This is a genomic window from Streptomyces sp. NPDC057697 (genome assembly GCF_042799335.1).
Taxonomy (GTDB): domain Bacteria; phylum Actinomycetota; class Actinomycetes; order Streptomycetales; family Streptomycetaceae; genus Streptomyces.
The window spans coordinates 141,347-159,992 of the sequence record NZ_JBHVJA010000007.1 but is presented as its reverse complement, the minus strand read 5'-3'; the positions used below and the strand labels follow the sequence as shown (position 1 = coordinate 159,992).

Sequence of the window (18,646 nt, the reverse complement as noted above, 5' to 3'; positions counted from 1 at the left end):
GGCGGGCGCTCAGCCCACCGGGACCGACGCGGGGCGGGCCGCAGGTTCCCCGGTGGCCGGGGACGCCGGGGCGGTCGGCTTGGCGGCCGGGCGCAGGAGTACGGCGCAGGCGAGGGCGGCCAGCAGGGCGAGCGAGGCGGAGACGGTCAGGCAGAGCCGCATGCCGTCGAGGAAGGAGTCGCCCAGGGCCGACAGGGCCGGTCCGGTGGCGGCGTCCAGGCGGAGTCCGGCCACGGCGCCGAGCCCCTGCTCACGGGCGGTGTCCACGACGCGGGCACTCGCCTCGGCGGGCACTCCCGCGTCGGTGAGGTGGCCGGGCAGCGCGTCGAGTGCCCGGGTGGTCAGCAGGGCGCCGAGCACGGCGGGGCCGAGGGCGCCGCCGAGCTGGCGGAAGGCGTTGTTCCCGGCGGCGGCCATCCCGGCCAGCTGGTACGGGACGGAGGACACCGCGGAGGCGGTCATCGGGGTGATCACGGCGCCCATGCCGAGACCCAGCAGCGCCAGCCGCCACGCGACGGAGACGTAGGAGGTGTGTGCGTCGACATCCGTCAGCAGGAACATCGCGCCCGCAGCGAGGACCAGGCCGGTGGTGATCAGGACCCGGGAGGAGACCCGGTGCATCAGGCGTCCGACGGGCAGGCCCGCGAGGAGGGACACCCCGGTGACCATCACCATCCGCAGCGCCGCCTCGATCGTGGTCAGGTGCTGCACCATGCCGAAGTAGAGGCTCAGCACGAAGAAGAAGCCGATCAGGCCGAGGAAGCTGATCATGGCGACCAGGGCGGTGGCGGTGAAGGCCGGGCTGCGGAACAGCGCCAGGTCGAGCATCGGGCTCGCGCTGCGGCGCTCCACGACGACGAACACGGCGGCGGCGACCGCGCCGAGCACCAGGGCCGTCACCACGGCGGGCTCGCCGAAGCCGTCCGCGCCGCCCTCGATGACGCCGTAGACGATCGCGGTGACGGCGACGGCCGCGCTGATCTGGCCCGGCCAGTCGAGGCGTCGGCCGTGCGGGGCGCGCGAGTCGGGCAGCCGGAACGCCGCCACGACCAGCACGATCAGGGAGACCGGGATGGGCAGGAGGAAGATCCAGCGCCATGCGACGTGCTCCAGCAGCGCACCGGCGATCAGCGAGCCCACGGCGAGCGAACCCATCAGGGACATCGCCCACAGGCCGATGTACTTGCCCCGCTCGCGATGGTCGGGGACCGCGTGGCTGATCAGGGCCAGCGTCGTGGGCAGCAGCGCCGCCGCCCCCAGACCGGAGAGCGCCTGGCCGGCCCAGAGCCACTGCACCGTGTCCGACATCAGCGATATCGCCGCGCCCAGCGTGCAGAGGGCCATGCCCGTCTGGAACACCCGCTTGCGGCCGTGGACGTCGCCCCATACCCCGGTGGTCAGGATCAGTGCGGCCATCGGCAGTACGAAGGCGTCCGAGACCCAGGAGAGCTGGGACGTGGAGGCGCCCAGGGCCCGCTGGATGGCGGGCAGGCTCACCGACACGGAGGTCACGGGGAGGTAGGAGACGAAGACGCCCAGGCAGGCCATGACGAGCGTGACGCCGCGCCCTGATCTGTCCTGTGTCGTTGCGGGATTCACGGAGAGGTTCCTTCTGCTGCGGGGGCCGGTGCCGCGCGGGCACGGCTGCGAGGTGAGCACCGCCGTGGGGCGTGCGCTCGCTCCCGGGCCGGTCGCACCGGTCCACCGCCGCGTTCCGCGCGGTCCACCGATCGCCCGCGGAGCCGCCGACCAGCTTCGCCCCGGACATCGGAGAATCCCCAAGCGATCCCGGCGAATGTCACAGAACCTCCGTTTCGGGCAGCGGACGTGTGACCATTCCTCCATGCCTGACGATCTGGACCGCTTGATCATCCATGGACTCCACTGCTCCCCCCGGGCCTCCTTCCGCCGCCTCGGCGAGGTCGTCGGGGTGTCCGAGCAGACCGTGGCGCGGCGCTACAACGCCCTGCGGCGCAGTGGGGTCGTACGCGTCGTCGGGCTGATCAGTCCGGCCGCGCACGGCCGGACCGAGTGGATCGCACGGCTGCGCTGCCGCCCGGACGCCGTGGGGCCCCTCGCGGATTCCCTGGCCCGCAGGCCGGACGTCGCGTACACGAGCATCGCATCCGGCGGTTCGGAGATCATCTGCATCATCCGTTCACCCGCCGGGACCGCCCGGGACGACGTGCTGCTGCGGCAGCTTCCCCGGGCCGCCTCGGTCCTGGACCTCAACGTCGACCTGGTGATCCACGCCTTCGGCTCCCAGGACACGGCCGGCTGGACCGGCCGGGAGGGGTCGCTCACCGGCGAGCAGGTGCGGATACTGACCGCGGGGCGGCCCGTACCCACCGGTCCGCCGGTCCCGGCGACCGACGAGGACCTTCCGCTGCTCGAAGCGCTGGCGGAGGACGGCCGCGCCTCCCACACCCGGCTCGCGGAGGTCACCGGCTGGTCCAAGCCGCGGGTGGCCCGCCGTCTGGAGGCCCTGGAGGGCAGCGGCTCGCTGGTCTTCGACATCGACACCGTGCCCGAACGCCTCGGCTACGAGCTCAACGCCACCCTCTGGCTCCAGGTCGAGCTGTCCCGGCTCCAGCAGATCGGCGAGGAGCTCAGCAGGCACGACGAGTGCGCCTTCGCCGCGGCCATCAGCGGCAAGCACAACCTCATGGCCGTCGTCATCTGCAAGGACACCCCGGACTTCTACCGCTACCTCAGCGGCCGGTTCGCCCGTACCGAGGGCATCAGCGGCTACGAGATCAGCGTGCGGGTGCGCCGTCTCAAACAGGCGGCGTCGCTCGTCCACCACGGGCGCCTGATCCACCCGGCGCTCGCCTGACACGGGGGCGGGGCGGGGCGGACCGGAAGGCGGTCGGAAGCGCGCTCAGGCCACCGTCCGCCGGGGCTCGTCGTCCGCTCCCTCGCCCGTGCCCGTCCCCTCGTCCGCGGTGAACTCCTCGCCCTCCGGCCGTCCCTTCTTCGGGAGCAGGAAGGTCATGGCCAGGAAGGCGACCAGCAGGCAGGACTGCGCGATCAGGGCGTGCCGGAAACCGGACGTGAAGTCGCCGCTCCTGGCGTCGGCGAAGAACACGGAGCCGAAGACGGCCACCCCGATCGAGCCGCCGATCGACTGGACCGCGGAGAGCACACCGGAGGCGGAGCCGATCTCGTGGTCGTCGACGGCCGCGAGGATGAAGCTGAACAGCGCCGCGATGACCATGCCCGCGCCGATACCCGAGACGACGACGCCGGGGGCGATGTCCCAGATGGAGAACGAGGCGCCCAGGCCGCCGAGTTCGTAGCCGAGCAGGGCGGCGCCGGCGAGCTGGACGAGCGGGCCGATCTGGAGGACCGCGCGGCCGATCCGGTCCGCGAGCACGGCGCCGCTGACCGCGCCGCCGACAGCGGTCCCCACGGCGAGCGGGAGGTTGCCGAGGCCCGCCTCGCCCGCCGTGAAGTGCCGCCCGATCTGGAGGTAGAGGGTCAGCACGAGCTGGGTGCCGACCAGTCCGGCGAAGAACAGGGCGATGCCGCCGAGCCCCACGGTGAAGGCGGGCTTGCGCAGCAGAGCGGGGGTGACCAGCGGTTGGCGCCCCTGGGCCGCGGTGCCGCGCTGCCGGAGCGCGAAGGCGCCGAATCCGATGACGGAACCCGCGATGCAGAGCCAGGTCCACAGCGGCCACCCGTCCTCCTGGCCCTGGTTCAGCGGCAGGACGAGCAGCCCGCAGGCCAGTGCCACCAGGGCGGCGCCCACCGCGTCGACGACCACCGTGCGGTCGCCCGGCCGCCGGGGGACGAACTTCGCGGCGACGATCAGGGCGACGATACCGATGGGCAGGTTGACCAGGAAGACCAGCCGCCAGCCCAGGCCGAGGAGGTCGCTCTGGATCAGGCCGCCGCCCAGGACGGGACCGATGATGCCGCCGAGCCCCAGGACGGGCCCGAAGATGCCGAAGACCTTGGTGAGTTCGGCACCCGAGAAGTTCTCCCGCAGCAGCCCGAGCCCCTGCGGCAGGAGCATCGCCCCCGCGGTGCCCTGGAGCAGCCGGAAGGCGATCAGGGACCCGATGTCCGGCGCGCAGGCGCACAGCAGGGAGGTGGCGGTGAACGAGGCGAGGCCGATCAGGAACATCCGGCGCCGCCCGTAGCGGTCGCCGAGCCGTCCGCCGAGGATCAGCCCCGCGCCCAGCGTGAGGGCGTATCCGCCGATCACCCACTGGAGCCCGACCGGGCCGGCGCCCAGCGACCGCTCCAGTCCGGGCCCGGCCACATTGACGATCGACGCGTCCAGCAGATCCATGATCTCCGCGACGAGCATCACCGCCAGGATCAGCCACCGCCACCGGTAGGGCGGCGGTGCGGCGCTCGGGTCGGCACTCATTTTACCTCTACTCATTGGTTACCAATTAACTCGCCAATAAACTTACCAATATTCTTAGCAAGATTGAGAGTATCCTGAGCCCCATGGATGTCAAACCGCACGTCGGCACCCCCACCGGACCCCCGGCCGAAGCCCCCGCCGGGGCTCCCTCCGGCGCCCCCGCCGACGACGGTGCCATCCGTGAGCAGCTGCGGAATCTGACCCTGCGCCAGCAGCGCTTCGAGCGCCATCTGGGCCGTCGGCTGCGGGTGGACGCGGCCGGGCTGGCCGTGATGGACCATCTCGTGCACGTCGGGCCGACCACCCCCACCGACCTCGCCCGCCGGCTGGACGCGTCGACGGCGGCGACGACGCTGGTGATCGACCGGCTCGTGGCCGCCGGGCACGCCCGGCGGGAGCCCCATCCGACCGACCGGCGCAAGGTGATCGTGGCTCCCGCCGAACACTGGGAGGCCCTGGCGTACGAGCATGTGGCCCCGGTCATCCAGGGCGTCACCGAGGCCGCGGCCGACCTCTCCCCGCAGGACCGGGCCGTGGTGGCGGCGTTCCTGCGGCGGGTGGTCGGCGTCTACGACGGGGCGACCGGCCGCTGACCGCACGCGGCCAAGGCGTTACTCCCCCGAAACCGCCTGCCGGAAGCCGGAGTTGACCGCCGTCAGCCCGCCGTCCACACGCAGCGTCGTCCCGGTGATCCAGGCCGCGTCGCGCGAGGCGAGGAAGGCGACGGCGGCGGCGATGTCGTCCGGCTCGCCGATCCGGCCGAGCGGGTAGAGGGCGCTCGCGCGGGTGAGTTCGGCGCCCCGGCCCGCCCAGGCGTCGGTGCGGACCGTGCCGGGGGCGACCAGGTTGACCCGGACGCCGCGCGGTCCGGCGTGGCCCGCGAGGGTGCGGGTGAGGCTGGCGAGGCCCGCCTTGGCGGCGCTGTAGCCGTGGTTGCCGAAGTCCTGTTCGCCGTTGACCGAGCCGATGTTGACGATCGCGCCCCGGCCGGAGGCCACCAGGTGCGGGAGGGCGGCGCGGGCGCAGCGGTAGGGGCCGGTGAGGGTGACGTCGAGGTCGCGCTGCCAGGCGTCGTCGGGCTCGTCCTCGAAGAGCGGGGCGTCGGTGGTGCAGGCGTACGCGTTGTTGACGAGCACGTCCAGGGTGCCGAAGGCGGCGACCGCGTGGGCCACCGCCGCCTCGACGGCGGTCTGTTCGGTGACGTCGCAGGCGAGGGCCTCGGCGGTGCCGCCTGTCGCGCGTATCGTCTCGGCGGTCCGTTCGGCGCGCTCGGCGTCCAGGTCGGTCACCAGGACGCGGGCGCCCTCCGAGGCGAGTCGGCGGGCGGTGGCCGCGCCGATGCCCCGGCCCGCTCCGGTGATGAGGACGCCGTATCCGTCGAACCGTGCACCTGCGAAGTGAGGATGAGGAGGAGTCATAGCGCCGACCGTACTGCCCTGACCAGGGCCTGGGCACGGGGATCGGCGGTGACTCCCTTCTGCAGACCGTTCGTCACATAGCCCAGCGCGATGCCGGATTCGGGGTCGGCGAAGCCGAGCGAGCCGCCGCGGCCGGGGTGGCCGAAGGAGCCGGGGGCGAGCAGCGGGGCGGACGGGCCGTGCAGCATGTAGCCCAGGCCGAAGCGGGTGTTGACGACCAGGACCCGGTCCGGGCCCGCCGATTCCTCGGTGCGGGCCAGGGTGAGGGTGGCCGGGGCGAACAGACGGTGGCCGTCGACCGGGCCGATCATCGCGGCGTAGCAGCGGGCCAGCCCGCGGGCGGTGGCGATGCCGTTGGAGGCGGGGAGTTCGGCCGTACGGTAGCCGGGGTCGTTCTCGTCGGGCAGCGGGTCGATGGCGCCGAAGGCGCGGCGGGTGAGGGAGTGCGGGTCGCGGTACGCCTCGGTGACGGAACGCTTGGGCCGTACGCGCAGGATGCCGCTGTCGGCGGTGGTGGCGGGGGGTTCGACGGGGCCGATGCGGCCGATGCGGTGCGCCTCGTCGGCCGGGAGGCCGAACCAGAAGTCCAGGCCGAGCGGGCGGGCGATCTCCTCGGCGATCCAGCGGCCGACGGTGCGGCCGGTGACCCTGCGCACCAGTTCGCCGATGAGCCAGCTGTAGGTCTGGGCGTGGTAGCCGTGGTCGGTGCCGGGCTCCCACTGGGGGCGCTGGGCGGCGACGGCCCGTGGCCCGGAGGTCCCGTCGGCCGCTTCGGCGGGGGTCAGCGGGGTGTCGAGCGCGGGGACTCCGGCCCGGTGGGCGAGGAGGTGGCGGACGAGCACGCGTTCCTTGCCCGCCTCCTTGAACTCCGGCCAGTACGTGCCGACCGGGGCGTCGAGGTCGACCTGGCCGCGCTGGTGGAGCAGCAGCGGTACGGCGGCGGCGATGCCCTTGCCCGCCGAGCGGACGATCTGCACGGTGTCCACGGCCCATGGTTCGGTGCCGTCGACGTCTCTCGTACCGGCCCAGAGGTCGACGACCTTCTGCCCGTCCCGGTAGACCGCGACGGCGGCGCCGCGTTCGCCGCGCTGCTCGAAGTTACGGATGAAGGCATCCCTGACCGGTTCGAATCCGGCCGCCACCGTGCCCCGTACGTCCACGCCTGCTCCTGCGCTCCCGCTCATCCCCCCATGGTGCATCGCGTGGCGGGCGGGAGGTGTGCCGGGTCACCTCATGTTCACGGGCGTGGAACGTCCGCCGCCGTCAACGGGCGTTCAGCGTCACCGAGCGCGGGTCGAAGCCGAAGGGCAGTTCCAGGCGGTGACCGCGCATCAGCTCCTCGTCGCAGAGCAGGTCCTGGGTGCGGTCGTCGGCGGCGATGACGCCGTCGCTGAGGATCACCGCGCGCGGGCAGAGCTCCAGGGCGTACGGGAGGTCGTGCGTGACCATGAGGACGGTGACGTCCAGGGAGCGCAGGATGTCGGCGAGTTCGCGCCGCGAGGCCGGGTCCAGGTTGGAGGACGGCTCGTCCAGGACGAGGATCTCCGGCCGCATGGCGAGGACGGTGGCGACGGCGACGCGGCGGCGCTGGCCGAAGGAGAGGTGGTGCGGCGGCCGGTCGGCGTACTCCGCCATGCCGACCTGCTCCAGGGCCTCGGTGACGCGTTCCTCCAGCGCGGCGCCGCGCAGTCCGGAGGCGGCGGGGCCGAAGGCGACGTCCTCGCGGACGGTGGGCATGAAGAGCTGGTCGTCGGGGTCCTGGAAGACGATGCCGACGCGGCGGCGGATCTCGGCGAGGTTGCGCTTCTCGACGGGGAGCCCGGCCACCCGGACGGTGCCGGCGCCCGCGTCGAGGATGCCGTTGAGGTGGAGGACCAGGGTGGTCTTGCCCGCGCCGTTGGGGCCGAGGAGTGCGACCCGTTCGCCCCGGGCGACGGTGAGGTCCACCCCGAAGAGCGCCTGGTGGCCGTCGGGGTAGGCGTAGGCGAGGCCGCTGACTTCGAGGGACGGCGCGTGGGCGGTGGGCTGACTCATAGGGTCCATCCCAGCAGACATACGGCGAGGGCGAGCACGGGGAGTGCGGCGGCGTGGGCCCACTGGGCCCGGGAGGCGGTCACCTCGTCGATGACCGGCATGGCACCGGCGTAGCCGCGGCTGACCATCGCGAGGTGGACGCGTTCGCCGCGCTCGTAGGAGCGGATGAAGAGGGCGCCCGCCGTCTTGGCCAGGACGCCCCACTGGCGTACTCCGCGCGCCTCGAAGCCCCGGGAGCGGCGGGCGATCGACATCCGGCGCATCTCGTCGGTGATCACGTCGCCGTACCGGATCATGAAGGAGGCGATCTGGACGAGGAGCGGCGGCAGCCTGAGCCGCTGGAGGCCGAGCAGCAGCGAGCGCAGTTCGGTGGTGGAGGCGAGGAGCACGGAGGCGGCGACGCCGAGGGTGCCCTTGGCCAGGACGTTCCAGGCGCCCCAGAGGCCGGGGACGCTGACGGAGAGGCCGAGGACATGGGTCTGTTCGCCGGGCACCACGAACGGCATGAGCAGCGCGAACGCGACGAACGGCACCTCGATGAGCAGCCGCTTGAGCAGGAAGCCGACCGGGATGCGGGCGAGCGCGGTGACCGCGCCGAGCAGCACCGCGTACAGCCCGAACGCCCACACCGACTCGCGGGGGGTCGAGACGACGACCACGACGAAGCAGAAGGCGGCGGCGATCTTGCAGTGCGGCGGCAGGTCGTGGACGGGCGAGTGGCCGTGCCGGTAGAGCTTGTGTGCGTGTCCCGCGCCCATGTCAGACGTTTTCGCTGGTGCGCGTGGTGCCGTCGGGGACGTCCTGCGTGCGACGGCGGCGGACCACGTAGAAGACTCCGCTGCCGACCAGGATCGTGGCGCCGACGCCGATGATTCCGGCGAGGCCGCCGGAGATGCGGGCGTCGGAGATGTCCTTGACGCCGTAGTCGGCGAGCGGGGAGTCCTTGGCCGCGTGCTCCTCGGTCTTCTTGTCGATGCCCTGGTCGGCGGCGACCTTCTCCAGGCCGTCCGGGTTGGCGGAGGCGTAGTAGGAGACGAAGCCCGCCAGGACGAGGGCGGTGACCAGGCCGGTGGCCCAGATCCCGCGGTGGGAGCGGGCGGCGGCCGGGGCGGCGGGCTGCTGGGCGGGGGCGTCGACGAGTTCGCCGTCGACCCGGAGCTTGAGCGAGGTGGTGAGTCCGCGGGCGCCGTGGACCAGGTCGGGGCGTACGGCGATGACGGCGCCGACGGTCAGCGCGGTGATCAGGGCCTCGCCGATGCCGATCAGGACGTGGACCCCGACCATCGCGGTGAAGACCTTGCCGATCGGGATGTCGGTGGTGCCGCCGATCCAGTAGATCAGCGTGAAGACGCAGGCCGCGGCCGGTACGGAGACCAGTGCGGCGACGAAGGACGCGGCGGTCACGGAGCGGCGGGCCTTCGGCAGCACCTTGAGCAGCCCGCGGAACAGGGCGTACGCGACGACGGTGGTTGCGATGCCCATGTCGAGCACGTTCACGCCGAGCGCGGTGAGGCCGCCGTCGGCGAAGAGGATGCCCTGCATGAGGAGGACGACGGTGACGCAGAGCACGCCCGTATACGGCCCGACCAGGATCGCGGCCAGCGCCCCGCCCAGCAGATGCCCGCTGGTGCCCGCGGCGACCGGGAAGTTCAGCATCTGCACGGCGAAGATGAACGCGGCGACCAGCCCGGCGAGCGGCGCGGTGCGCTCGTCCAGTTCGCGGCGGGCGCCCCGCAGGCTGACGGCGACCGCACCCGCGGCAACGACTCCGGCGGCGGCGGAGACGGGCGCGTTGATGAATCCGTCGGGTACATGCATGGAGGGGCTCCGCTTCCTGCGGTCCTGCGTTGCCGCGGACGACGGCGACGACGATGAAGGTGAAGAGGATGAAGATGTCGTGAACCGCTCAATGATAGGACCTTGTTGCAAAGCCTTCGCAAGAGCGGATACATCACAACTGCTCGCCGCGCCCCTTACCGAAAATATGGGACATTGGATGGCGAAGCGGCACGTACAGGAGGAGTCGAACCATGGCCCCCGTGATCCACGAGCAGGCGGAAGCCTGGCTCGTCAACGACACCCCCGACCTTCCGGCGGTCCCGGTCGACCTGCTGTACGACGCCGACAAGGACCCCCGGGCCGTCCATGTCTCCTTCCCCGGCGGCGACGAATGGACCTTCGGCCGCGACCTGCTGGAGGGCGGGCTGCACTCCCCCACCGAGCGCGGCGGCGTACGGGTGTGGCCCTGCGGGCGCACCCAGCTGGTGGTGGAGGTGCGCTCGGCGGAGGGCGTGGAGGTGGTGCAGTTCGACAGCGCGCCGCTGATCCGTTTCCTGCACCGCACCCACACCGGCGAGGACGTCGGCACCGCATCCGACGCGACACCCGCCTGACGGAGAGCGGACGGAGAACGGGACCCGACGCCACGCCCGCCCAGCCGAGGACGGACGGAGAACGGGACCCGACGCCACGCCCGCCCAGCCGAGGACGGACGGAGAACGGGACCCGACGCCACGCCCGCCCGGCGGAGAGCGGACGGAGAGCGGGACCCGACGCCACGCCCGCCTGGCCGAGGACCGCGCCCCGTCGGTGGGCCTGGGCGCACGCGCCGGAAGCCCCCGTGCCGCTCGCACGGGGGCTTCCTCATGTGCCCCGGTCCCCCGTCCCCACAGGTAACCGGCGCGTCCGGGGCCGCGCTCCGCTCGGGCGCGGGCCCCGGAGACTCTTCGCGGCTCCGGAGGCCCTTCGCGGCTCCGGCCGCACGGCTCAGACCCGGGTCAGCTCGCGCTCGCCCCCGGCGTCACCGTGTCCGGCGCCGCCCGCGGGCGTCTCGCCGAGCTGCTCGCGCAGCCCCTCGCCCTCCACGTCCACGTTCGGCAGGATCCGGTCCAGCCAGCCCGGCAGCGACCAGGCGCGCCTGCCGAGCAGGGCGAGGACCGCGGGCACGATCGCCATCCGGACCACGAACGCGTCGAAGAAGACGGCGATGGCGAGCGAGAAGCCGATCATCTTGACCATCTGCTCGCTGGAGCCGATGAACCCGGCGAAGACCGCCATCATGATCACCGCCGCGGCCGTGACGACCCGGGCACCGTGCCGGAATCCGGTGACGATCGCCTGGCCGGGCTTCTCGCCGTGGACGTACGCCTCGCGCATCCGGGTCACGAGGAAGACCTCGTAGTCCATCGCGAGGCCGAAGACCACGCCCACCATGAAGATCGGCATCATCGACATGATCGGACCGGTCTGCTCCACCCCGAAGAGCGAGCCGAGCCAGCCCCACTGGAAGACCGCGACGACCGCGCCCAGGGCCGCGACGACCGAGAGCAGGAAGCCGAGGGCCGCCTTCAGCGGCACCAGCACCGACCGGAAGACCACCATCAGCAGCAGGAAGGCGAGGCCGACGACGAGCGCCAGGTACGGCAGCAGCGCGTCGTTCATCTTCTGCGAGAAGTCGATGTTCATCGCGGTCGAGCCGGTGACCAGGACCTCGGCGCCGGTGTCGGACTTGATGTCCTCGCCCGCGTCACGGATCGCGTGCACGACGTTCTCCGTGTCGACGGAGCTCGGCCGGTCCTTCGGGACGACGGTGATCATCGCGGTGTCGCCGGCCTTGTTGAACTGGGCCGGGGTGACGGCGACGACGCCCTTCATGCCGGAGATCTCGTCGGAGACCTGCTTGGCGGCGGTCTTGCCGTCGGAGCTGTTCGCGGTGTCGACGACGACCATCAGGGGCCCGTTGAAGCCGGGGCCGAAGCCCTCGGAGAGCAGGTCGTAGGCGCGCCGCTGGGTGGTGCTGGTGGGCTGGGAGCCGTCGTCGGGCAGGCCCATCTCCAGGGAGGCGGCCGGTACGGCGACCGTACCGAGGCCGATGACGCCGACCAGCAGCACCCAGACCGGCTTGCGCAGTACGAACCGCGCCCAGCGGGTGCCCATGTTCGGCTTGTCCTCGGCCCCGTCCGAAGCCTCGGCGGCCTTGCGCGCCCTGCGTCCCAGGACCCGCTTCCCGGCGAAGCCCAGCATCGCCGGGACCAGGGTGAGCGCGATGAGGACGGCGATGGCGACCGTGCCGGCCGCGGCGAAGCCCATCTTCGACAGCATCGGGATGTTCACGACGGCGAGGCCGACCAGCGCGATGACGACGGTGAGACCGGCGAAGACCACCGCGGACCCGGCCGTGCCGACGGCCCGCCCGGCCGCCTCCTCGCGCTCCCGGCCCTCGGCCAGCTCGGCACGGTAGCGGGAGACGATGAACAGCGCGTAGTCGATGCCGACCGCGAGGCCGATCATCATCGCGAGGGTGGAGGTGGTGGAGCCCAGGTCCAGCACGTTGGCCAGCGCGGTGATCGTCGAGACGCCGATGCCGACCCCGATCAGGGCGGTGAGCAGCGGCAGCCCGGCGGCGATCAGCGAGCCGAAGGTGATGACCAGCACGACCGCGGCGATGGCGACGCCGATGATCTCGGTGGCTCCGGTCTCCGGCATCACCTGGAGCGCGTCACCGCCGATCTCCACGGTCATCCCGCTCTTCTGCGCCGCGTGGCCCGCGTCCTCCAGGGCGTCCCGGGTCGCGTCGGTCAGCTCCATCGAGTTGACCTTGTACGAGACCGAGACGTACGCCGTGGAACCGTTCTTGCTGACGGCTCCCGCCGCGTACGGGTCGGAGACCGAGGCGATCTGGTCCGAGCCGGACTTCAGCTCGCGGACGACCTTGCCGACCTCGGCCTTGTTCGCCGGGTCGGTCATCTTCTCGCTGTCCGGGGCCTTGAAGACGACCCGGGCGCTCGCGCCGTCGGCACTGGCTCCGGGGAAGCGCTGTTCCAGCAGGTCGAAGGCGCGCTGGGCCTCCGTGCCCGGGATCGAGAAGGAGCTGGAGGTGGCGGTGGAGGCGGAGGCGGCGCCGAATCCGGCGAGGGCCAGCAGCGCCACCCATATCAGGGCGACATAGCGGCGGCGCCGGAACGACAGCCGTCCGAGCTTGTAGAGGAATGTGGCCACGGAGGGGTACTCCCGGGTCGGGTCGTGAGTGGAAATGGGCGTGAGGAACCAGCCCGACGACGAGAGCGGCGTGTCAGGTGGAGCGCGGGGAGGGGGCCGTGCGGGCGGGGACGGGCCGCGCGGGGGCGGCCCGGGGGTCAGACTCCGAGGGCGGGGAGGACCACGGAGTCGACGTAATCGATGAGGAACGCCTGGTCGACCGAGCGGTCCTCGACCAGCTGCCGGGCGGCGAAAGCGCCGATCAGCATGTGCGACACGTATTTCAGCGCCGGATTGTCCGGACGCACCTCGCCCCGGTCCACGGCTCGGCGCAGCAGCAGGTCGAGACCGGTCATCTCCGGCTCGATCAGCAGCTCACGCAGAGCCTGATGCAGATCGGGATTCTCGTGGACGGCATGGCTCAGGCCCCGCATCAGCGCGGAGTCCTTCTCCATCTGGCAGTCGTCGCTGCGGCCCAGCACGGCGTGGAAGTCGCCGCGCAGCGACCCGGTGTCGATCGCACCGAGGGTCACCGGCTTGTTGTGCCGCAGGGCTTTGACGACCAGCTCGGGCTTGCTCCCCCACTGGCGGTAGAGGGTGGCCTTGCTGGAACGGGTGCGGGCGGCGACGGCGTCCATGGTCAGGGCGTCGTAACCGACCTCGCGGAGCAGGTCGAGCACGGCGGCGTACAGCTCGCCCTCACGCTCGGGTGTGAGCCGGGTGCGTGCCATGAGCCGACCTCCTGTCCGGATGCTCGTGCTTCCGCTGCTCGTCCGTTGTCTCTTGCTCGTACGTCTCGTGCCCGTACGTCTCGTGCTCGTACGCTTCTTCCTACGCGTACGTCATTCGGTTGCCGGGCGTACGCGAGTTGATCGAATCGTATGCGTACATCTGTCAATCGAACGAAACTGTTTCGTACACATCGACGGTAACCCGTCCGCCCAGCGAAACGAAATCGTTTCGCTTGTGTTCCGTGCCACAACCCGCCCCGCACCACGAGTTGCCGGGGCCCTCCCGCGCGGAAAGCATTGGAGGGTGAGTGACGACGTCGCGTATCTCCGTTTCCCGCACCTCCACGACGACCTGCTCTGCTTCGCGGCCGAGGACGACCTCTGGGTCGCCCCCCTCGCGCCCGAGGGGCAGCGGCCCGGCCGCGCCTGGCGGCTGACCGTCGACCGGACCCGGGTCAGCCACCCGCGCTTCTCCCCCGACGGCAGCCGGATCGCCTACACGACCTGGCGCAGCCTCGATCCCGAGATCCATCTCGCCCCGGTCGACGGCGGACCGGCCCGCCGGCTCACGTACTGGGGGTCGATGGACACCCGGGTCTGCGGCTGGACCCCCGATCCCGAGGACTCCGCCCAGATCCTCGCCGTGTCCTCGCACCACCAGCCGTTCTCGCACATCTCCTGGGCCTACAGCGTCCCCACCGACGGCAGCCCCGGCGGCAAGCTGCCCTGGGGCCCGGTCTCCGACATCGCGGTAGCCGACATCGACGGCGAGCGGCGCACCCTGCTGCTCACCGGCACACCGCCGCACGAACCGGCCGCCTGGAAGCGGTACCGGGGCGGCGCGACCGGCCGGCTCTGGCTGCACGGCAAGCGGCTGCTGCCGGACATCGGCGGCCATCTCGCCTCCCCGATGTTCGTCGGCGGCCGGATCGCGTTCCTCTCCGACCACGAGGGCGTCGGCAATCTGTACTCCTGCCGGCCGGACGGCACCGATCTGCGCCGCCACACCGACCACGACGCCTTCTACGCCCGGCACGCCTCCAGCGACGGCCACCGGGTGGTCTACCAGTGCGCGGGCGATCTGTGGCTGGTGGACGATCTGGCGTCGCCGGACGCGGTGCCCCGCAAGCTCGCGGTCCGGCTCGGCGGGCCGCGCAACGGGCGGCGCCCGTACCAGGTGCCCGCCGCCAGCCACGTCGACTCGCTGTCCGTGGACGAGACGGGCCGGGCCAGCGCCGTCACCGTACGCGGCAGCCTGTACTGGCTCACCCACCGCGACGGCCCCGCCCGGACCATCGCCGACACCCCCGGCGTCCGGGTCCGGCTCCCCGAGATGCTCGGCAGCGGCGGCCAGGTCGCCTACGTCACGGACGCCGAGGGCGAGGACGCGATCGAGATCGCGTACCTGCCGCGCGCCAGCGGCGACCGCGCCCCGCGCCGGCTGGCCTCCGGGCTGATCGGCCGGGTGCACGAGCTGATCGCCGACCCGGACGGCGAACGCCTCGCCATCGCGACCAACGACGGACGGCTGCTGCTCCTGGAGACGGACGAGGAGACGTCCACCGGCGAACCCACCGAGCTGATCCGCTCCATCAACGGCCCGGTCCGCGACCTGGCGTTCTCCCCGGACGGCGCCTGGCTCACCTGGTCGCACCCCGGGATCGGCCGCTCGCTGCGCCAGATCAAGCTGGCCCGCATCCTGGGCACCGGCGCGCCCGTGATCGTCGACGTCACCAACGGGCGCTTCGAGGACGAGAACCCCGTCTTCACGGGCGACGGCCGCTATCTCGCCTTCCTCTCCTGGCGCGGCTTCGACCCGGTGTACGACGTCCACACCGGAGACCTCTCCTTCCCGCTGGGCTGCCGCCCCTATCTGGTGCCGCTCTCCTCCGCCACGCCCTCCCCGTTCGCGCTGTCCCCGGAGGGGCGCCCGGCGGCGGGCGGTCTCGACCCGGCCGACGACCTCCCCGACATCGGCACGGGCGAGGGCCCGTCCACGGTCACCGTCGAGTTCGAGGGCCTGGAGAGCCGGGTGACGCCGTTCCCGGTCTCCGCGTCCAAGTACTCGGCCCTGCACCCGGTGAGCGGCGGCGGCCTGGTCTGGCTGCGCTGGCCCATCTCCGGCGCGCTCGGCGAGACCTTCGCCAACCCGTCGGACATGTCGGGCCGCCCCACCCTCGAACACTTCAACATCACCAAGGCCAGGAAGACCGAACTGGTCGGCCATCTCGACTGGTTCGCGGTCAGCGGCGACGCGAGCCGACTGGTCGTCATGGACGAGGGCGAGCTGCGCGCGGTCCCCGCCACCGAGCCCGGCGACGGCGACACGACCGTCTACCTCGACCTGCGCCGCATCCTGCACGAGGTGGACCCGGCGGCGGAGTGGCGCCAGGCGTACGAGGAGGGCGGCCGCATCATCCGGTCCTACTTCTGGGAGCCGGACATGTGCGGCATCGACTGGTCGGGCGTGCTCGACCAGTACCGCCCGCTGGTCGAACGGGTCGCCTCCCCCGACGAGTTCGCCGATCTGATGCGCGAGGTCCTGGGCGAACTGGGCACCTCGCACGCGTATGTCTCACCGGCCCGCCGCAACGAGGGCCCGCCGCACTACCAGCGGGCGATCGGCCTGCTCGGCGCGAACCTGGTGTGCCGGGACGGCGACTGGACGGTCCGGCGGATCCTGCCCGGCGACTCCTCCGACTCCAAGGCCCGCTCCCCGCTGGCCGGTACGGGCATCCGCGAGGGCGCGGTGCTCACCCATGTCGACGGCCGCCCGGTCGACCCGGTGACGGGCCCGTACCCCCTGCTCACGGCGGCGGGCGGCACCACGGTCGAGCTGACCTTCCGCCCGGCCGGGGACGAGGGGCGGCCCCGGCGCGTCGCGGTCGTGCCGCTGGTCGACGAACGGCCGCTGCGCTACCAGGACTGGGTGGCCAAGCGCCGGGAGGTCGTACGGGAGCTGAGCGGCGGCAAGTGCGGCTATCTGCACATCCCCGACATGGGCGGATCGGGCTGGGCCCAGTTCAACCGGGACCTGCGCCTGGAGGTCTCCCGCCCCGCGCTCATCGTCGACGTACGTGGCAACGCGGGCGGACACATCAGCGAGTTGGTGGTGGAGAAGCTGACCCGCACCATCCTGGGCTGGGACCTGACCCGCAACGCCCAGCCGGTCTCGTACGCCTCGAACGCCCCGCGCGGCCCGGTGGTCGCCCTGGCCGACGAGGCGACCTCCTCCGACGGCGACATGATCACCGCCGCGTTCCGCCTGCTGAAGCTCGGCCCGGTGGTGGGCCAGCGGACCTGGGGCGGCGTCGTCGGCATGACCGGCCGGACCAGGCTCGGGGACGGCACGGTGATCACGGTGCCGATGAACGCGGCCTGGTTCGACACCTACGGCTGGTCCGTGGAGAACCACGGCGTCGAACCGGACCTGGAGGCGCTGCGCACCCCCCTCGACTGGGCGGAGGGCCGGTACGCGGTGCTGGACGACGCGGTCCGGGTCGCCCTGGACCTCCTGGCCGCCCAGCCCGCGGCGACCCCGCCGACGTACGACGACGTCCCGGACCGGCGACGGCCACCGTTGCCGCCACGCTGAGGGGCCCCGCCGTCGTTCCCGCAGCCGTTCCCGCAGCCGTGGCCGGTGGCTGCGGGAACGACAGTGACATGGACGCGACGCACTCGGTACGGTGTGGATCACTGAGTGCGGCGGCTGTCGCGACCACACGGCCATGGGGGCGGTTACGGGGATGACGCATGATCCGGGCAGCTCGCCACCGCCGCGTCCTTCACTTCCCCCGCATCCTCCGCATCCCCCGCACCTCCCGCCCCACAGTCCCCCGAGCGGCCACGGGGCGCCGCGCTGGGCGTGGTGGGTGGTCGGCATCGTGATCCCCGTGATCGGCCTGGTCGTCACGGTGCTCACCCAGCAACGGTCCGACACACCGCAGACGAGTCCGCCGCCCGGACACGCGCCGACCGCCGCTCCACCGGCGAGCCCCCCTGCGGAGCCGGATGCGTCGGCCGACGAGGACACCGCCAAGGACTCGCCTTCGCCCTCCCCGTCGAAGACGGCCCCCGCCGTTCTCCGGTCGGGCACCTTCGCCCTTGAGCAGGGAGGGCTCGCCGACCTCGAACACGGCACCGCCGGGAAGTCGGTGGAGAGCCCCGACATGTCGTGGAGCGGCAACGATTCCTTCTCCGCGCTGAACGGGCGGGTCGCCTCCTCCCTGACAGGAGCGACCCCCACGACCTGCGCGGATCTCATCCGTGACCACTCACTCGGAATGGCGCGGATGGCCCCGGCCGGCTCGTGGTTCTGCCTGCCGACCAGCGCGGGCCACGTGGCGGGCCTGGAGTACCTCGGCCCGGGCGAGGGCGGCCGACGGCAGTTCCACTACATCGTGTGGGACATGACCGCCCCTTCCGGCTGAATCGGCCGCCGCCCGGCCTCCGCCGCGCCTCTGCCCGCGACCAAGGCCGCTGCTCCCGCTCACCGCAACTCGCACCAGACCGTCTTCCCGTACGGCCCCTGATCGACGCCCCACCGCAGCGCCACCGCGTCCACGAGCGACAGCCCCCGCCCCGCCTCGTCCCCGGGACCGGCGGCGCGGAGCGTCGGCCAGACGCCCGGCTCGGGATCGCTCAGCTCGACCCGGACCCGGCCGGAGTACGTACCCACCACCCGGAGCGTGACCGGTGTCCCCTCACCGAGATGCACGATCACATTGGTCAGCAACTCGCTGACGCAGAGCAGCAGATCCGGCGAATCCACACCCCCACACCGCTCCCGCAAGGTGCGCCGCAACTCCGGTACGGCCTTCGGCACGGCGAGCAGTTCCACCGCGATCGGCAGCGGGCTCATCCCCCGGCCGCCGACCGCAGCACTTCGGCCATCCGGCGCGCGGTCGCCACATTGCAGTTACCGAGCGCGACCAATGGCGGCCGGGTCGTCCAGGCGGCCAGGGTCAGCGGATCGACCCCGAGCGACGGCAGCACGATGCCGTGCGCGGCGAGCGCTGCGCGCAGCGCGTCGATGTCCGCGCCGATGTCGTGACCGGAGGCGAGGTCGTATGCGTCGTCCATGGGGAAGTCCACCTTTCGTTGCTGAC

General features: G+C 72.3%; 16 protein-coding genes. 5 read left to right on the top strand and 11 right to left on the bottom strand.

All coding sequences use genetic code 11. The features are described 5' to 3' along the window. Positions 1 to 9: 9 nt before the first annotated feature. A complete protein-coding gene (locus ACFVFH_RS20035; protein ID WP_383770742.1) occupies positions 10 to 1,548 on the bottom strand; it encodes an MFS transporter in 1,539 nt (512 codons plus the stop codon). Positions 1,549 to 1,843: 295 nt separating this feature from the next. Here ACFVFH_RS20035 and ACFVFH_RS20030 point away from each other — a divergent pair, with 295 nt between their 5' ends. Then, positions 1,844 to 2,836: an Lrp/AsnC family transcriptional regulator gene (locus ACFVFH_RS20030; protein ID WP_383770301.1), complete on the top strand. Its 993-nt coding sequence runs from the start codon at positions 1,844 to 1,846 to the stop codon at positions 2,834 to 2,836. A gap of 45 nt (positions 2,837 to 2,881) precedes the next feature. On the opposite strand, the gene ACFVFH_RS20025 is transcribed toward ACFVFH_RS20030, so the two are convergent. Further along, positions 2,882 to 4,378 carry an MFS transporter gene (locus tag ACFVFH_RS20025; protein WP_383770298.1) on the bottom strand — a complete coding sequence of 499 codons (1,497 nt, stop codon included), beginning with the start codon at positions 4,376 to 4,378 and terminating at the stop codon, positions 2,882 to 2,884. A gap of 83 nt (positions 4,379 to 4,461) precedes the next feature. On the opposite strand from ACFVFH_RS20025, the gene ACFVFH_RS20020 reads away from it, so the two are divergent. Beyond that, a complete protein-coding gene (locus tag ACFVFH_RS20020; RefSeq protein WP_383770296.1) occupies positions 4,462 to 4,971 on the top strand; it encodes a MarR family winged helix-turn-helix transcriptional regulator in 510 nt (169 codons plus the stop codon). Positions 4,972 to 4,989: 18 nt separating this feature from the next. On the opposite strand, the gene ACFVFH_RS20015 is transcribed toward ACFVFH_RS20020, so the two are convergent. The 5 genes from ACFVFH_RS20015 to ACFVFH_RS19995 all read right to left on the bottom strand — a co-directional run bounded on the left by ACFVFH_RS20015 (position 4,990) and on the right by ACFVFH_RS19995 (position 9,648). Next, a complete protein-coding gene (locus tag ACFVFH_RS20015; RefSeq protein ID WP_383770294.1) occupies positions 4,990 to 5,796 on the bottom strand; it encodes an SDR family NAD(P)-dependent oxidoreductase in 807 nt (268 codons plus the stop codon). Then, positions 5,793 to 6,956, bottom strand: a complete 1,164-nt coding sequence (locus ACFVFH_RS20010; protein ID WP_383770740.1) for a serine hydrolase domain-containing protein — start codon at positions 6,954 to 6,956, stop codon at positions 5,793 to 5,795. The genes ACFVFH_RS20015 and ACFVFH_RS20010 overlap by 4 nt, the downstream gene beginning before the upstream one ends. 103 nt (positions 6,957 to 7,059) lie before the next feature. Beyond that, positions 7,060 to 7,830, bottom strand: coding sequence for an energy-coupling factor ABC transporter ATP-binding protein (locus ACFVFH_RS20005; RefSeq protein ID WP_383770291.1), 771 nt, complete (start codon positions 7,828 to 7,830; stop codon positions 7,060 to 7,062). Beyond that, entirely contained in the window at positions 7,827 to 8,588 is a 762-nt protein-coding gene (gene cbiQ / locus ACFVFH_RS20000; protein ID WP_383770289.1) for a cobalt ECF transporter T component CbiQ, read from the bottom strand. Before cbiQ ends, ACFVFH_RS20005 begins: the two co-directional genes overlap by 4 nt. Before the next feature lies 1 nt (position 8,589). After that, positions 8,590 to 9,648 (bottom strand): energy-coupling factor ABC transporter permease, encoded by a 1,059-nt coding sequence (locus tag ACFVFH_RS19995; RefSeq protein ID WP_383770286.1) that lies wholly within the window; start codon positions 9,646 to 9,648, stop codon positions 8,590 to 8,592. A gap of 212 nt (positions 9,649 to 9,860) precedes the next feature. Between ACFVFH_RS19995 and ACFVFH_RS19990 the strand changes: the two genes are divergently transcribed. Continuing rightward, on the top strand, positions 9,861 to 10,223 hold the full coding sequence (locus tag ACFVFH_RS19990; RefSeq protein ID WP_383770283.1) for an SsgA family sporulation/cell division regulator: 363 nt from the start codon (positions 9,861 to 9,863) through the stop codon (positions 10,221 to 10,223). A 373-nt stretch (positions 10,224 to 10,596) separates the two neighbouring features. Here the strand turns inward: ACFVFH_RS19990 and ACFVFH_RS19985 are convergent, their stop codons facing one another. Beyond that, the gene (locus tag ACFVFH_RS19985) at positions 10,597 to 12,828 is read right to left on the bottom strand and encodes an MMPL family transporter (RefSeq protein WP_383770280.1); all 2,232 of its coding nucleotides are present in this window, start codon (positions 12,826 to 12,828) and stop codon (positions 10,597 to 10,599) included. Positions 12,829 to 12,965: 137 nt separating this feature from the next. After that, positions 12,966 to 13,538 carry a TetR/AcrR family transcriptional regulator gene (locus ACFVFH_RS19980; protein ID WP_383770277.1) on the bottom strand — a complete coding sequence of 191 codons (573 nt, stop codon included), beginning with the start codon at positions 13,536 to 13,538 and terminating at the stop codon, positions 12,966 to 12,968. 304 nt (positions 13,539 to 13,842) lie between these two features. On the opposite strand from ACFVFH_RS19980, the gene ACFVFH_RS19975 reads away from it, so the two are divergent. Next, positions 13,843 to 17,133 (top strand): S41 family peptidase, encoded by a 3,291-nt coding sequence (locus ACFVFH_RS19975; protein ID WP_383770275.1) that lies wholly within the window; start codon positions 13,843 to 13,845, stop codon positions 17,131 to 17,133. 289 nt (positions 17,134 to 17,422) lie between these two features. Next, the gene (locus tag ACFVFH_RS19970) at positions 17,423 to 17,968 is read left to right on the top strand and encodes a hypothetical protein (protein WP_383770272.1); all 546 of its coding nucleotides are present in this window, start codon (positions 17,423 to 17,425) and stop codon (positions 17,966 to 17,968) included. Between the two features lie 59 nt (positions 17,969 to 18,027). On the opposite strand, the gene ACFVFH_RS19965 is transcribed toward ACFVFH_RS19970, so the two are convergent. Together ACFVFH_RS19965 and ACFVFH_RS19960 are read right to left on the bottom strand one after the other, a co-directional pair. Next, entirely contained in the window at positions 18,028 to 18,399 is a 372-nt protein-coding gene (locus ACFVFH_RS19965; protein WP_383770269.1) for an ATP-binding protein, read from the bottom strand. After that, on the bottom strand, positions 18,396 to 18,620 hold the full coding sequence (locus tag ACFVFH_RS19960) for a hypothetical protein (RefSeq protein WP_383770266.1): 225 nt from the start codon (positions 18,618 to 18,620) through the stop codon (positions 18,396 to 18,398). The genes ACFVFH_RS19965 and ACFVFH_RS19960 overlap by 4 nt, the downstream gene beginning before the upstream one ends. Positions 18,621 to 18,646 lie beyond the last annotated feature (26 nt).

Coding starts and splice junctions, on each gene's coding strand:
- ACFVFH_RS20015 (WP_383770294.1), bottom strand. CDS start 5,796: ATGACTCCTCCTCATCCTCACTTCGCAGGTGCACGGTTCGACGGATAC.
- ACFVFH_RS20025 (WP_383770298.1), bottom strand. CDS start 4,378: ATGAGTGCCGACCCGAGCGCCGCACCGCCGCCCTACCGGTGGCGGTGG.
- ACFVFH_RS19995 (WP_383770286.1), bottom strand. CDS start 9,648: ATGCATGTACCCGACGGATTCATCAACGCGCCCGTCTCCGCCGCCGCC.
- ACFVFH_RS19980 (WP_383770277.1), bottom strand. CDS start 13,538: ATGGCACGCACCCGGCTCACACCCGAGCGTGAGGGCGAGCTGTACGCC.
- ACFVFH_RS19960 (WP_383770266.1), bottom strand. CDS start 18,620: ATGGACGACGCATACGACCTCGCCTCCGGTCACGACATCGGCGCGGAC.
- ACFVFH_RS20035 (WP_383770742.1), bottom strand. CDS start 1,548: ATGGCCTGCCTGGGCGTCTTCGTCTCCTACCTCCCCGTGACCTCCGTG.
- cbiQ (WP_383770289.1), bottom strand. CDS start 8,588: ATGGGCGCGGGACACGCACACAAGCTCTACCGGCACGGCCACTCGCCC.
- ACFVFH_RS19990 (WP_383770283.1), top strand. CDS start 9,861: ATGGCCCCCGTGATCCACGAGCAGGCGGAAGCCTGGCTCGTCAACGAC.
- ACFVFH_RS20020 (WP_383770296.1), top strand. CDS start 4,462: ATGGATGTCAAACCGCACGTCGGCACCCCCACCGGACCCCCGGCCGAA.
- ACFVFH_RS19965 (WP_383770269.1), bottom strand. CDS start 18,399: ATGAGCCCGCTGCCGATCGCGGTGGAACTGCTCGCCGTGCCGAAGGCC.
- ACFVFH_RS20030 (WP_383770301.1), top strand. CDS start 1,844: ATGCCTGACGATCTGGACCGCTTGATCATCCATGGACTCCACTGCTCC.
- ACFVFH_RS20005 (WP_383770291.1), bottom strand. CDS start 7,830: ATGAGTCAGCCCACCGCCCACGCGCCGTCCCTCGAAGTCAGCGGCCTC.